The organism is Aeromonas sp. 602200 (genome assembly GCF_049173895.1).
Classification (GTDB): domain Bacteria; phylum Pseudomonadota; class Gammaproteobacteria; order Enterobacterales; family Aeromonadaceae; genus Aeromonas; species Aeromonas veronii_A.
The window spans coordinates 75,860-90,428 of record NZ_JAAKSL010000011.1 but is presented as its reverse complement, the minus strand read 5'-3'; the positions used below and the strand labels follow the sequence as shown (position 1 = coordinate 90,428).

General features: G+C 60.2%; 8 protein-coding genes. 2 read left to right on the top strand and 6 right to left on the bottom strand.

The genetic code is table 11. The features are described from left to right. Position 1: 1 nt before the first annotated feature. The 4 genes from G5221_RS14010 to G5221_RS13995 form a co-directional block, all read right to left on the bottom strand. A complete protein-coding gene (locus G5221_RS14010; protein WP_421263433.1) occupies positions 2-1,396 on the bottom strand; it encodes a D-arabinono-1,4-lactone oxidase in 1,395 nt (464 codons plus the stop codon). 162 nt (positions 1,397-1,558) lie between these two features. Continuing rightward, the gene (locus tag G5221_RS14005) at positions 1,559-3,145 is read right to left on the bottom strand and encodes an EAL domain-containing protein (RefSeq protein ID WP_263718051.1); all 1,587 of its coding nucleotides are present in this window, start codon (positions 3,143-3,145) and stop codon (positions 1,559-1,561) included. Positions 3,146-3,425: 280 nt separating this feature from the next. After that, positions 3,426-6,023: a bifunctional aconitate hydratase 2/2-methylisocitrate dehydratase gene (acnB, locus tag G5221_RS14000; RefSeq protein WP_019444774.1), complete on the bottom strand. Its 2,598-nt coding sequence runs from the start codon at positions 6,021-6,023 to the stop codon at positions 3,426-3,428. A 229-nt stretch (positions 6,024-6,252) separates the two neighbouring features. After that, positions 6,253-8,514, bottom strand: a complete 2,262-nt coding sequence (locus tag G5221_RS13995; RefSeq protein ID WP_421263432.1) for a patatin-like phospholipase family protein — start codon at positions 8,512-8,514, stop codon at positions 6,253-6,255. Positions 8,515-8,748: 234 nt separating this feature from the next. Here G5221_RS13995 and G5221_RS13990 point away from each other — a divergent pair, with 234 nt between their 5' ends. Both G5221_RS13990 and G5221_RS13985 read left to right on the top strand, forming a co-directional pair. Further along, positions 8,749-10,659 (top strand): methyl-accepting chemotaxis protein, encoded by a 1,911-nt coding sequence (locus G5221_RS13990; protein ID WP_421263431.1) that lies wholly within the window; start codon positions 8,749-8,751, stop codon positions 10,657-10,659. Between the two features lie 143 nt (positions 10,660-10,802). After that, entirely contained in the window at positions 10,803-10,985 is a 183-nt protein-coding gene (locus tag G5221_RS13985) for a hypothetical protein (RefSeq protein ID WP_005341657.1), read from the top strand. Positions 10,986-11,053: 68 nt separating this feature from the next. Here G5221_RS13985 and lpdA read toward each other — a convergent pair whose 3' ends face one another. Both lpdA and aceF read right to left on the bottom strand, forming a co-directional pair. Continuing rightward, the gene (lpdA, locus tag G5221_RS13980; protein ID WP_005341659.1) at positions 11,054-12,481 is read right to left on the bottom strand and encodes a dihydrolipoyl dehydrogenase; all 1,428 of its coding nucleotides are present in this window, start codon (positions 12,479-12,481) and stop codon (positions 11,054-11,056) included. Between the two features lie 148 nt (positions 12,482-12,629). Then, a complete protein-coding gene (gene aceF, locus G5221_RS13975; protein ID WP_421263430.1) occupies positions 12,630-14,519 on the bottom strand; it encodes a pyruvate dehydrogenase complex dihydrolipoyllysine-residue acetyltransferase in 1,890 nt (629 codons plus the stop codon). Positions 14,520-14,569: the final 50 nt, after the last annotated feature.

Sequence of the window (14,569 nt, the reverse complement as noted above, 5' to 3'; positions counted from 1 at the left end):
CTTACCGGTTAGCAAACAGGTCGCTGAGCCAGCGGTTTTCAAAGCGGCCGTGGGGGTCGAGCTCGGCTTTCAACGCCACGAAGTCGTTCCAACGCGGCAACAGGGCCGGGAAGTCGTAGAGATCCATCGCCAGATGCTTGCCGAAGTGGGGGATGCCGCCAAGGGGCGCCAGAAGTTGCTGCAGCTCGCGCATCTGCTCCATGGAGCCGTTGACGAAGGTGCCGTCCGCCGCCAGATAGACCAGAAAACCGATCCAGCAGACCGGCTGGCCGTAAGCGGCGCTGAGCCAGGCCTCGGAAGGGCCGGTACAACGCAGGATAAAGGGATAGTGCAGCACGCCCGGATTGGCCTCCTGCCACGCCTGCAGGGTCTCCAGCGCCTCGTTCATCCGATGCAGCGGTACCGCCACCTCACAGTTGATCTGGGGGGCCGGGATCCCCTTGCAGAGAATTTGGTAGACGTTGCCCACCAGATCGGAGGCATCCTTGAAGCGGCGCACCGTCTCGAAGTGCTCACCCGCCAACGCCTCATCCTTGGTGTCTTTCGCCATCTTCTGCAAAGTGGCATCAATGGTGGCATTCATGCGGACGTCGATATCACCATCCAGCAGCAGCGGCTCGCTGCCACCGGCGCGATAGCGGGCAACCTCCTCATCAGAGGCGGGATCCACCAGCCAGATGTGGCTCTCGCCGGTCCAGGCAAACCACCAGCTCTTCACAAAGCCGTGCTCGCGGTTGAGCCGCTCGTTGTGCTCCAACAGGAAGGGATAGTCGGTGGTGAACTTGGTGCAGCGCATAATGCGGTTCGGCACGGTACGCAGGGTAACGTCGAGCAGGATGCCGAGCATCCCCATCCCCATCACGAAGGCACCGAAACGCGGGTCGGTGCGATCCACCCGGATGATGTCGCCATTGGCCAGCATAACCGTCATCGCCTCCACCGCATCGCAGAGGGCAGACTGGTGCAGCCCCTGACCGTGGGTGCCGGTGCTGAGGGCGCCGCCCAGGGTCTGGATGCCGATAACGCCGGGGGATGCGGGCAGCATCCGCTCCATGGCGATCAGCCCGGCATAGACGGTATCGAGGGGCGTCCCCGCCTGATAGGTCACGGTATCGGCAGTTTTCGCCAGCTGGCCGCGCAGGTGGTGCAAGTCCACCAGCAGCGCCTGACTGCCTTCGGCATAGACGCTGTGGATGGGTTCAAAAGAGAGGCCGGAGCCGATAAGGCGCAGCTTGCGCTCGGGGTGTTCCCGCAGCAGCGCTTGCAACTCGTCGCGGCTTTTCGGGCGCCACACCTGATCCAGCGCCCCGAGAGGATTGGTTCTCGACCAGTTGAACAGCACCTCCCGATTACCGATCGCCTTGATGCTGTGAAATGCCTGGAACTGAACCGTCATACCGCGCCTCATCTTTTACTGACGTCAAAATGAGCGCTGATTCTACCGAAAAGCGAGCCGCAAGGCATGAAAAACAAGCCCCTGCATTCGAGGGGGGATAGGGATAGAGCACTTCCCTACCCTGCCAGAGGGGAGCTTGGCCGCCCGTCTGTCACCGATAAATCAGGTGGCGTTCGAGATGCCTCGCACCCCATCTGGCTGGCGGGTCTGAGCCTCTTCCGGCAGCAGCTCCTCGCAGAACTGGCGCAGCGGCATGGGGCGGGCAAACAGGTATCCCTGCAGATAATCGACCCCTTTGGCCCTGAGGTAGTCAGCCTGACGCTCGCTCTCCACCCCTTCCGCCACCAGCGCCAGACCGAGCCGGGTCGCCAGATCGATCACGTTGTCCACGATATGTTCCGAGAGCGACTCGGTACCGATGCGGGCGATAAAGGATTTGTCGATCTTGAGGTAATCCACATGGAACTGCTGCAGGTAAGCCAGGCTGGAGTGGCCGGTGCCAAAGTCGTCGATGGCGAGTTTGACCCCCATCTCGTCCAGCTGGCGGAACAGGGAGAGGGTCTGGGGATCTGACATCAGCAGCTCCCGCTCGGTCAGCTCCAGCACCAGTACCACCTTGCCGGGGAGGAAGTGGCCGAGGAAGGCGCGACACTCGGCCAGCAGGGCAAAATCGTGGCAATGGGCTGCGCTGATGTTGAAGCTGATATGAAACCCATCGGGCAACTGCTCCTGAGAGCGGTTCAACCGTGTCGCCACCTGCTTCATGATATGGGTGGTCATGGGAACGATCAGTCCCGACTCCTCCGCTTGCGGGATAAAGAGATCGGGCCGGATCACCCCTTCATTGACATGCTCCCAGCGCATCAGCACCTCGGCGCCCATCATCTTGCCGTCGTGGCTGGCAATCAGCGGCTGCAGATAGGGAACAAACTCCCTGGCCCGCAGGGCACGTCGCAACTCATCTGTTGGCGAGCCGGGCCGCCCCAGCACCCACCACACCAGCCAGGCCAGCAAAAGCGAGGAAACCGCCAGCCACGACAGCGCGACATGCCGCGCGGCCCACAGCGACTTCCAGTAGACCGGCATGGCATAACCGGCATGGATGGTGAAAGGATAATGGGATGATGTGAGGGCCTGGCTGATCCCGCGATGGAGGGTGGGCGCCTCGCTCAGATAGCGGCCAGACTCATTGAGCCAGGCCGACCCCACCTGCAGATAGAGCGCACTGGATTTTCCGCTCATGGAGAGCATGAAGCTGAGCTGGGTACTATCGATGGCGCTCAAGGCGGCATCCTTTCCCTGCTCGGTGCGCACTACCAGCAGCGGGTGATTTTGCCGCACCCGGTTGCCACTCATCAGCAGCAGCTTGCGGCCGGTGTAGATGGAGCCGTCATCGGCATCATTGGCCTCACCAAACAGCGAGGTGCAATTGATGATGCCGTTTCGCACCAGATTGACCGAACGCAGGAAAGGCTCGATGGCGACCTTCTTGCGCAGCACCAGCAGGTTGTCGCGACAGGGAGCATTCACCAGAGGCAGCACGGAGCGGTTGGCCTGCTCCGCATGATCCAGCATCGACTCCATCAGGGTTCTGGCCTTGTGGGCCGAGGCGCTGGATTCCGCTTTCAGCTCCTGCACATAATTGCTGTGGATGAGCCAAGCTCCCACCAGCAGCGGCAGAGTAAAGACCAGCAAGGCACCGCCGAAGCGTAACCCGGTTCGGGAGAGATCGATCCTGAACAGAAACATAAAGAACCACGCCGCAATTCGTCAGGCCTGCCAACGCAAGCACTCAGTGAACAGATATCCACTTTCCCTCGATAACGATGCCTCATCATTACCGCACATAACCGAACAACATAACCCAAAGCGTTTATAAAACGAACCACCAAACAGGTGGTTGGATCTCTCTAGCAAGGATCGTGCAAACAATCTTCAAAAAAGACGGTGAATAACATACAAATAAATAATGCCGCGTAAATACGCGGCATTATTGGCTTCTTATCGCGCAAATCGCGCAAGAACTCCGTTAAACGGCTTGCTGCAGGATCACCGCATCAGCCTTCTTGGTGTAGGAGGCGATCTCGTTGAAGTTGAGGTAGCGGTAAGTATCTGCCGCAGTGGCATCCAGCGCCTTGGCGTACTGCAGGTACTCCGCCACGGTCGGGATCTTGCCGAGGATGGCGGCAACGGCGGCCAGCTCCGCAGAGGCCAGATAGACGTTGGCACCTTTACCCAGACGGTTCGGGAAGTTACGGGTGGAGGTGGAGACCACGGAGGCTCCTTCCGCTACCCGCGCCTGGTTGCCCATGCAGAGGGAGCAGCCCGGGATCTCGATGCGGGCACCGACGCGACCAAAGATGCCGTAGTAGCCCTCTTCGGTCAGCTGATCCTTGTCCATCTTGGTGGGCGGAGCAATCCACATGCGGGTCGGCAGCTCGCCCTGATACTTCTCGAGCAGTTTGCCGGCGGCACGGAAGTGACCGATGTTGGTCATGCAGGAACCAATGAACACCTCGTCGATCTTGTCGCCAGCCACGTCGCTCAGCAGACGGGCATCGTCCGGATCGTTCGGCGCACAGAGGATTGGTTCCTTGATGGTGGCCAGATCGATCTCGATGATTTCGGCGTACTCAGCATCCTTGTCCGCTTCCATCAGGGTCGGGTTGGCCAGCCACTCTTCCATCCCCTTGATGCGACGGGTGATGGTGCGCACGTCGCCGTAACCTTCGGATAGCATCCATTTCAGCATCACGATGTTGGACTTCAGGTACTCGATGATCGGCTCTTTATCCAGCTTGATGGTGCAACCGGCAGCGGAGCGCTCGGCGCTGGCGTCCGCCAGCTCGAACGCCTGCTCCACTTTCAGGGTCGGCAGACCTTCGATCTCGAGGATACGGCCGGAGAAGATGTTCTTCTTGCCCGCTTTCTCGACGGTCAGCAGCCCTTTCTGGATGGCGGCGTAGGGGATGGCATGAACCAAATCACGCAGGGTGATGCCCGGTTGCAGCTCGCCCTTGAAGCGCACCAGCACGGACTCCGGCATGTCCAGTGGCATCACGCCGGTAGCAGCGGCGAAAGCCACCAGACCGGAACCCGCCGGGAAGGAGATCCCGATGGGGAAACGGGTGTGGGAGTCACCACCGGTACCCACGGTATCCGGCAGCAGCATGCGGTTCAGCCAGGAGTGGATGACGCCGTCACCCGGACGCAGAGAGACACCGCCGCGATTCATGATGAAGTCCGGCAGGGTGTGGTGGGTCTGTACGTCGATGGGCTTCGGATAGGCGGCAGTGTGGCAGAAGGACTGCATGGTCAGATCGGCGGAGAAGCCGAGGCAGGCCAGATCTTTGAGCTCGTCGCGGGTCATCGGGCCCGTGGTGTCCTGGGAGCCGACCGTGGTCATCTTGGGCTCGCAGTAAGTGCCCGGGCGAATGCCCTTCACGCCGCACGCCTTGCCCACCATCTTCTGGGCCAGGGTGAAGCCTTTACCGGTATCGGCCACCGGCTGCGGGCGACGGAACACGGTGGAGAACGGCAGACCCAGCGCTTCACGGGCCTTGTCAGTGAGGCCGCGGCCGATAATCAGCGGGATACGGCCACCGGCGCGCACTTCGTCGATCAGCACGTCGGTTTTCAGTTCAAACTGCGCCAGCACCTGTTCGGTGCCGTGTTTGCAGATCTTGCCGGCATAGGGGTAGATGTCGATCACATCGCCCATTTCCAGCTTGGAGACGTCCACTTCGATAGGCAGAGCACCAGCATCTTCCATGGTGTTGAAGAAGATCGGGGCAATCTTGCCACCCAGACAGACACCGCCAGCGCGCTTGTTCGGCACGAACGGAATGTCGTCGCCCATAAACCAGAGCACCGAGTTGGTGGCGGATTTACGGGAAGAGCCGGTACCGACCACGTCACCCACATAGGCCAGCGGGAAGCCTTTCTCTTTCAGGGCATCGATGGTCTTGATGGGGCCAACGGCGCCATCCTTGTCCGGGGTAATGCCGGGACGAGCGTTTTTCAGCATCGCCAGCGCGTGCAGCGGAATGTCCGGGCGGGACCAGGCGTCCGGTGCCGGAGAGAGGTCGTCGGTGTTGGTTTCGCCGGTCACCTTGAACACGGTGACGGTGATCTTCTCGGCCAACTCCGGGCGGGAGAGGAACCACTCGGCATCAGCCCAGGACTGCATCACCTGTTTGGCGTGGACATTGCCCGCCTTGGCCTTCTCTTCCACGTCATGGAAGGAGTCAAACATCAGCAGGGTGTGGGAGAGCCCCTTGGCGGCAAGCGGCGCCAGAGTTGCGTGATCCAGCAGGTCGATCAGCGGCTGAATGTTGTAACCACCCTGCATGGTGCCCAGCAGCTCAACGGCTTCGGCTGCAGTCAGGATGGGAGAGTGGGCTTCGCCCTTGGCGACGGCGGTGAGGAAACCGGCTTTGACATAGGCCGCTTCATCAACACCGGGGGGAATACGGGAGGACAACAGCTCTTTCAGAAAGTCTTCTTCGCCAGCGGGCGGGTTCTTGAGAAGCGTTACCAGGGCGGCGACCTGCTCTGCATCCAGAGGTTTGGCAACCACGCCCTCGGCGGCACGTTCTGCGACGTGTTTACGGTATGTTTCAAGCACGACTAATTCCTCTTTGGTCTTTTTTTGGGGTTCGCCCACGCTCGCGGCGATCGTCCTTGCGGGACACCCCGTAGGGTGCTCCCCACTATATAAGTTTTAACGACTAATTAAAATCCAAACCCTGTTTACTTATTCACCACAAGATCGTAACCAATTAAACAGATTGGTTTTTTTTGAAAATTAATTGAACACCCCCAACCAGAGTTAACAAATTGGCATCATTTCGGCATTATTCGAACGTACTGCCCAATTGCAGATAGAAGACGTCATTGCCCCCCTCCGCCATGCCGTAGCCGAGGAACACAGGGCCGAGGAAGCTCTCCACCCCGACATAAAGCGACCCGGCGGTAAACGAGCTCTCCAGACTGATATCCTCACCCTTGTTCCAGACCCCGCCCTGCTCCAGAGATCCGCCCAGATAGAGCGGCATCTTGAGGGCACCGAAGTCATTGTCCGCCACCCGATAGATGTAGCGCAGGCCACCAAACAGGCTGTAGCGACCGCTCAGCTGGTAGCGCTGGAAACCGGAGAGGCGGAACAGCCCGCCCAGATCCTGAATATGCAGCGGCACCACCTCTTCACTGCCCGAGCCGCCCCCTTCGAGGATCAGGTTGAGGCTGTGCCTGTCCCATGACCAGGGCTTGATCATCGAGAGCTGATAATTCCAGCCTTCACTGCGCCCATCTGCTGACTCGAGTCCATCCACACTGACGTGGGAGTGGCCCAGTTTCATGTCCCATTTCACCCCCTGATAGGGGAAATAGCTGCTATCCAGATTGTCGTGTTCAAAACGGACATAGGGGCCCCACGCCGTGGCATCCATCTCCAGCCCCTTGAAGTTCTTCACATTAATCGTGCCCAGTTGTCCCTCCAGCCCCATCGACAACCGGCTCCAGGGCTGGCGGTTCCAGCCCACCGCCAGATCGCCGCTAAAGAAGGAGTATTCGGAGTCGAGATAGCTTATCGAAACCGCCTCGGGATCCGGATTGGGGAAAAACAGGCGGCGCAGGGTCTGGTCATAGGCCAGGCTCGCCTCACCATAGAAGGTCTGGGAGGGTTCGAGGGGGGTATAGAAGTCGGTCTTGATATGTTTGGCCGTGCCCAGCGACGCCTCGGTCAGCCACTCGGCCCCCCACTCGTTGACGTTGGTGAGGGTATAGGACATGCCGACGTTGTAGTTGGAGGTGTTCTCGAAGTCATCGGTGAAACCGAACTGGAAGTTGAGGTAGCCCGGCCCCCAGTTCTTCTCGCTGGCATCAACCAGCAGCACGTTTTCCCCGTCACGCTCCTCCACCTCGTAGGTGATGCGATCGAACGACTCCAGCGCATAGAGGCGGCGAATGCCCGCTTCCAGACTCTCATTGGTCTGTACCTTGTCCGGCCGCACTTTCAGCATGGCGCGCACCGTCTCGTCGGAGAGACGCGACTTGTTGATGATCTCCACCTTGTCGATGAAGTAGGCGGGCTGACCGCTACGCTCGGCACGGCGGCTCAGCTTCTGGTTGCGATAGGCGTTGTACTGCGCCTTGGTGAGCGACAGTTTATCGAGTTGCAGCGACACCTTGTCAGCCGCCGTCTCACCGATCTTGATCCCCTCCGGCATCCGGGCAAAGTCGGCGATCCCCATATCGCCAAACTCGGGGGCGATCAGAATATCCTTCGGTCCCATCAGCGCCTTCTGCTTGTCGGTGCCCACCTGGGTCATGTAGGTGGTGAGCTGGTCAATCATCGCCAACCCTGACTTGAGGGACTCCCGGGTACGCAGCTTGGCACCGATATCCACCGCGATCACCACGTCGGCCCCCATCGCCTTGGCGACATCCACCGGCATGTTGTTGACGCTGCCGCCGTCCGCCAGGATGTGCCCCTCCCACTCCACCGGCTTGAGGGCGCCGGGAATGGACATAGAGGCCTGCATCGCCTTGGCCAGGCTGCCGTGATCGAGCACAAAGGGGGTGACCGTCTCCATGTCGGTCGCCATGGCGCGGTAGGGAATGGGGAGATCATCGAAGCTCTCCTGCACCGGCAGGTTGGAGGTGGCCCCCCGCAGCAGGCTGGCCATGGATTGGCCCTGGAAGAAACCGTCCGGCAGCTGGGTGGTGTCGCCATTCACCCCTATGTCGGTGCGCAGTTGATACTGCTCGTTCTGCTGCTTCTTGCGCAGCGACAGCTCGTCGCGGCCAACCTTGTCCTGATACCCCTTGTTCCAGTCGATGGCCAAGGTGGTGCGCTCCACCTCCTCGGCACTGAGCCCCATGGCGTACATCCCCGCCACATAAGAGCCCATGCTGGTACCGACTATGATGTCGACCGGAATCCGTTTCTGCTCCAATACCTTGAGGATGCCGATATGGGCAGAACCCTTGGCGCCGCCGCCGCTGAGCACCACCGCAATTTTCGGGCGCTCCCCCTGTGCCGCCACAGCCAGCAGCGGGCAGGCCGCCAGCATCACCAAAAGCAGACGGGTCCATCCCGCACCTAAGCTGCGCATCATATTTTCCATATTATTCAGAGGGTCAGTCACCAAGGATGGCCTCTACTATAAGGGGCCCGGCAGTTAGCGCAACCGTCAATCCGCATCCCGCCTGTGCCGCATGGCGAAGGGGCACGCCGCCGCCCCTGTGAGCGCAAACGTAATCCGCAAATAAAGGGCTGCAAGCCTCATGGGTAGCGCCGCGCTGCCGCTAATATGAGCGTCGTCAATCTCAACCTTTTGAGCACCTTTATGCTGGCAACCCTCACTCTTAAACAGAAAATACTGGCCACGGTCACCCTGGCCGTGGTCGTCTCCTGCCTGCTGGTAGGCTACTTCAGTCAACGCTCGGCCCAGCAACTGATCGAAAACCGGATGTTCGAGCAGGAGCTCCCCAACCTGACCCAGCGGATCAGCAAGGAGATTGAACAGGATCTCCACGGCATCGCCCAGGCCGCCCGCCAACTGGCTACCGACCGCTTCATTCTCGACTGGGTGGATCGGGGCATGCCAAAAGAGCAGGAGCCAATCCTCATCAACCAGCTCAAGGATGTGGCCAACCAGTACGGACTGGTGACCGCCTCCTTCGCCGATCGCCAGACCGCTGCCTACTACAACCAGGATGGCTTTCTGCGCAACCTGACACCCACGCAAGACGCCTGGTTCTATGACTACACCAAGAGCCAGAAGGAGATGACCCTCAGCATCTTCCGCGAGAGCACCGGCGAGGTGAAGCTGTTCGTCAACTTCCAGCAGCTCAACGGGCGCGGGCTGGCCGGCTTTGCCAAATCCCTCGACACCATGGTGACCATGGTCTCCAACTTCCGGCTGGAAGAGAGCGGCATCGTCTTTATGGTCGATGGCAGCGGCAAGGTGAAGCTGCACCCCGAGGCCAACCGTATTGAACGCGATACCTTGGGCGGCATCGCCAGCGGTGATACCGGCAGCCTGCTAGCCAAACGCCCCTTTGCCGTTATCAACGCCGAGGTAAATGGCGAGCCCATGGTACTGGCCAGCAGCTATATCCCACTGCTCGACTGGTATCTGGTGGCCCAGGTGCCGCAAGCCGAGATCTATGCCGAGCTGGATCAGACCCGCAACGAGATCCTGATGATCTCGCTGGTGATTGCGCTGGCCATGGGGCTGATGGGGATGCTGCTGGCAGGCTCGGTCAGCCGCCCGCTCAACGAACTGGCCCGCTTGTTCAAGGAGCTGGGCAGCGGCGATGGGGATCTTACCCAGCGCCTGAAAGTGGAAGGACGTGACGAGCTGAGTCAGGTTGCGACCGGCTTCAACAACTTCGTCGCCAAGATCCACGGCTCCATCGAGCAGGTGGCGGAGAACTCCCGCCAGCTCGCGGCCACCGCCAACGAGGTGGCCAACAAGGCACAGCTGACCCAGCACAACTGTACTGCACAGCGCGATCGCACCGTGCAGGTGGCCACCGCTATCCACGAAATGGGGGCCACGGTGAGCGAGATCGCCGGTAACGCTTCGCTGGCAGCAGAAGTAGCCAGACAGGCCAACGATCAGGCCGATGCAGGGGCAGTAGTGGTAGCGCAGGCGCGCCACGGCATCGTCGGCCTCTCCGGCGAGATTGAGCAGGTGGCAGGGGTTATCGAGTCGCTGGCAAGCCAGACCGACTCCATCGGCAGCATCCTCGAAACCATCCGCAGCATCTCGGAGCAGACCAACCTGCTGGCACTGAACGCCGCCATCGAGGCCGCACGGGCCGGTGAACAGGGTCGCGGTTTCGCCGTGGTGGCAGATGAGGTGCGCAATCTGGCCAACCGCTCCGCCGCCTCGACCGCCGAGATCCAGGGGATGATCAACCGCTTGCAGGAGCAGAGTGCCCGCGCCGTCAGCGCCATGGCACAGGGGCGCAACCAGAGTCTGGAGGTAGTGAGCCAGGCCGATGAGGCCAACGCCGCCCTCGGCCAGATCACCGCCCACATCACCCAGATCAACGACATGAATATCCAGGTCGCCACCGCCACCGAGGAACAATCCAGCGTAGTGGGCGAGATCAACCGTAACGTAGAGGACATCAACCAGCTCACCATGGAGACCGCCGACATTGCCCACCAGCTGACCGAGTCCAGCCGCAGCCTGCAGCAGCTCTCCGGTCAACTCGACAAGCTGGTCGGCAACTTCCGTCTGTAGTCTGCATCCCACTTATGAAGACTCACCAGAGGGCGCTGCGGCGCCCTCTGTCATAGCCACGGCAAACGGTGACGCACGGCCATTCAACCGCCGTTATGCGGCTCTCGAAATGCCTCATAATCAGGGAAATATGAGGAGGAGTTATGGGCAAGCTGATCGTAATGATATTGCTGGGGGGAGTGCTCAGCGCCTGCAGCAGCGGGCCGGTACGAGTACACGGCGCCGACGTGAGCGTAGACGATACCCGGATCCGGGTCAGTGACGGCAGTGGTGGCGGTTATGGCACCTTCTGCCCGCCCGGTCAGGCCAAGAAGGGGCGCTGCTAACCTCTTAGCCAAACCCGAAAACAAAAAGCCGCTCAAATGAGCGGCTTTTTCATGAAGATGGCAGAAGATTACTTTTTCTTCTTGGCCTTGGCGTTCGGCAGGTCGGTGATGGAGCCTTCGAACACTTCGGCAGCAAGACCCACGGACTCGTGCAGAGTCGGGTGAGCGTGGATGGTCAGCGCGATATCTTCGGCGTCAGCACCCATCTCGATGGCCAGACCGATTTCACCCAGCAGTTCACCACCGTTGGTACCCACGATGGCACCACCGATGACGCGACCGCTCTCCTTGTCGAAGATCAGCTTGGTCATGCCGTCGGAGCAATCGGATGCAATGGCGCGGCCGGAAGCTGCCCACGGGAAGGTAGCAACTTCGAAGTTCAGACCCTGTTGCTTGGCCTCTTTCTCGGTCAGACCAACCCATGCCATCTCTGGCTCGGTGTAGGCGATGGACGGGATCACTTTCGGGTCGAAGTAGTGCTTCTTGCCGGCGATGACTTCGGCGGCAACGTGACCTTCGTGAACACCTTTGTGTGCCAGCATCGGCTGACCCACGATGTCACCGATGGCGTGGATGTGCGCCACGTTGGTACGCAGCTGCTTGTCCACCTCGATGAAGCCGCGCTCGGTCACGGCAACGCCAGCCTTCTCGGCATCCAGCATCTTGCCGTTCGGCACACGACCTACGGCAACCAGCACGTTGTCGTAACGAACCGGCTCGGCAGGAGCGTGCTTGCCTTCATAGGAGACGTACAGGCCGTCTTCGCGCGCTTCAACTGCAGTGACCTTGGTCTCCAGCATGATGTTGAATTTCTTGGCCACACGCTTGGTGTAGATCTTGACGATGTCTTTGTCGGCAGCCGGAACCAGCTGGTCAGCAAATTCCACCACGTCGATCTCGGAACCCAGAGAGGAATAAACGGTACCCATCTCCAGACCGATGATGCCGCCACCGATAACCAGCAGTTTGCCGGGAACGGTTTTCAGCTCCAGCGCATCGGTAGAGTCCCATACGCGCGGGTCATCGTGGGGGATGAACGGCAGCTTCACCGGACGGGAACCGGCCGCGATGATGGCGTTGTCGAAGGTCACGGTAGTCTTGCCGTCTTCCCCGGTCACTTCGAGCGTGTTCGGGCCGGTAAATTTACCCAAGCCGTTAACAACCTGAACTTTACGCATCTTGGCCATGCCAGCCAGACCGCCGGTCAGCTGGTTGATAACCTTCTCTTTCCACAGACGGATCTTGTCGATGTCGGTCTGCGGTGCACCGAAGACGATGCCGTGCTCGGCCAGCGCTTTGGCTTCTTCAATCACTTTAGCAACGTGCAGCAGCGCCTTGGAGGGGATGCAGCCCACGTTCAGGCAGACGCCACCCAGGGTGGAGTAACGCTCGACGATAATAGTATCCAGACCCAGATCGGCTGCACGGAAAGCAGCGGAATAACCGGCAGGGCCAGCACCCAGTACTACGACCTGGGTTTTGATTTCTTTACTCATCATGACCTCTTTGTCGTTCTTATATCCCCGGACAGCGCAGTCTTATACCGAAACGGGTGGCTGCAGCCGTGAAAAAAACGGGGCAAGTTTACGATCATGTTAATGAAATGAGAAGTAAAAAGGGCAGGCTCTGGGCCCGCCCTCTCACTTACAGGACCAGTCGACGAATGTCGGACAGCACACCGTTCATGGTGGTGATGAAGCGAGCCCCATCGGCACCATCGATCACCCGGTGGTCGTAGCTCAGAGCCAGCGGCAGCATCAGGCGCGGCGCGAACTCTTTACCGTTCCACTTCGGCTTCATCTCGGACTTGGAAACACCGAGGATGGCCACTTCCGGCGCGTTGACGATCGGGGTAAAGCTGGTACCGCCGATGCCACCCAGGCTGGAGATGGTGAAGCAACCGCCCTGCATGTCGGCAGCGGTCAGCTTGCCGGCACGGGCCTTCTTGGAGATCTCGGCCAGATCGCGAGACAGTTCCATGATGCCCTTCTTGTTAACATCACGCACCACGGGCACAACCAGACCGTTGGGGGTATCCACCGCCACACCGATGTGGATGTACTTCTTCATGATCAGCTTGCTGCCATCTTCGGACAGGGAGCTGCAGAAGCGCGGGTGAGCTTCCAGCGCCTTGGCGGCGGCTTTCAGGATGAACACCAGCGGGGTGATCTTCACGTCTGCCTTCTGCTTCTCGAGCATCGCATTCTGCTCTTTGCGGAACGCTTCCAGCTCGGTGGTATCGGCTTCGTCGAACTGGGTGACATGAGGGATCATGACCCAGTTGCGGTGTAGGTTCGGACCGGAGATCTTCTGGATGCGGGTCAGCTCGATCTCTTCCACATCACCGAACTTGCTGAAGTCTACCTTCGGCCACGGCAGTACGCCCAGACCGTTGCCACCGGCTACGCCGGCAGAAGCAGGAGCGGACTCGGCACGCTTGATGGCATCCTTCACGTAGGCTTGTACGTCTTCTTTGACGATGCGGCCCTTGCGACCGGAGGCTTTCACCTTGGCCAGGTTGACGCCGAACTCGCGCGCCAGACGGCGTACCGCCGGAGAGGCGTGTACATAAGCGTCGTTGGCAACGAAATCGGTCGCAGCGGCAGCAGCCTGAGCAACCGGAGCCGGAGCAGCAGTAACAGGGGCAGCGGCGACCGGAGCGGCAGCTTGAGCAACCGGCGCGGCAGCAGGAGCTGCGCCAGCCACTTCGAATACCATGATCAGGGAACCGGTGGAGACCTTGTCACCCGCCTTCACCTTGATCTCTTTGACCACACCGGCGAACGGCGCAGGCACTTCCATGGAGGCCTTGTCACCTTCCACGGCGATCAGGGACTGGTCAGCTTCAACCTTGTCACCCACGGCAACCATGATCTCGGTGACTTCCACTTCGTCGCCACCGATATCCGGTACGTTGACCTCTTTGGCAGCAGCGGCAACCGGGGCAGCAGCCACGGGCGCGGCAGCTTGAGCCGGAGCAGCAACGGCAGCAGGCGCAGCGCCAGCCACTTCAAATACCATCACCAGAGAACCGGTAGAGACCTTGGCACCAGCGGCAACCTTGATCTCGACCACGCGACCGGCAAACGGCGCTGGCACTTCCATGGAGGCCTTGTCACCTTCCACGGCAATGATGGACTGGTCAGCTTCAACCATGTCGCCCACGGCAACCATGATTTCAGTCACGTCCACTTCGTCGTCACCGATGTCCGGTACGTGCACATCTTTGCGCACGGCAGCGGCAGGTGCGGCGGCCGGAGCAGCGGCAGCCGGTGCAGCCACTTCAGCAGGGGCGGCAGCGCCTTCGGCTTCGAAGATCATGATCTGGGAACCGGTGGCAACCTTGTCGCCTACCTTGATCAGGATCTCTTTAACGATACCGGCAGACGGGGCCGGTACTTCCATGGAGGCCTTGTCGCCTTCTACCGCGATGATGGACTGGTCCAGCTCGACCTTGTCACCCACGGCCACCATAATCTCGGTGACTTCAACCTCATCGGCGCCGATATCCGGCACCATAATCTGTTTGGACATTGTGCTTTATCCTCTTGCGTCGATCCGCGTGACGGGTTGATGCCGCCACG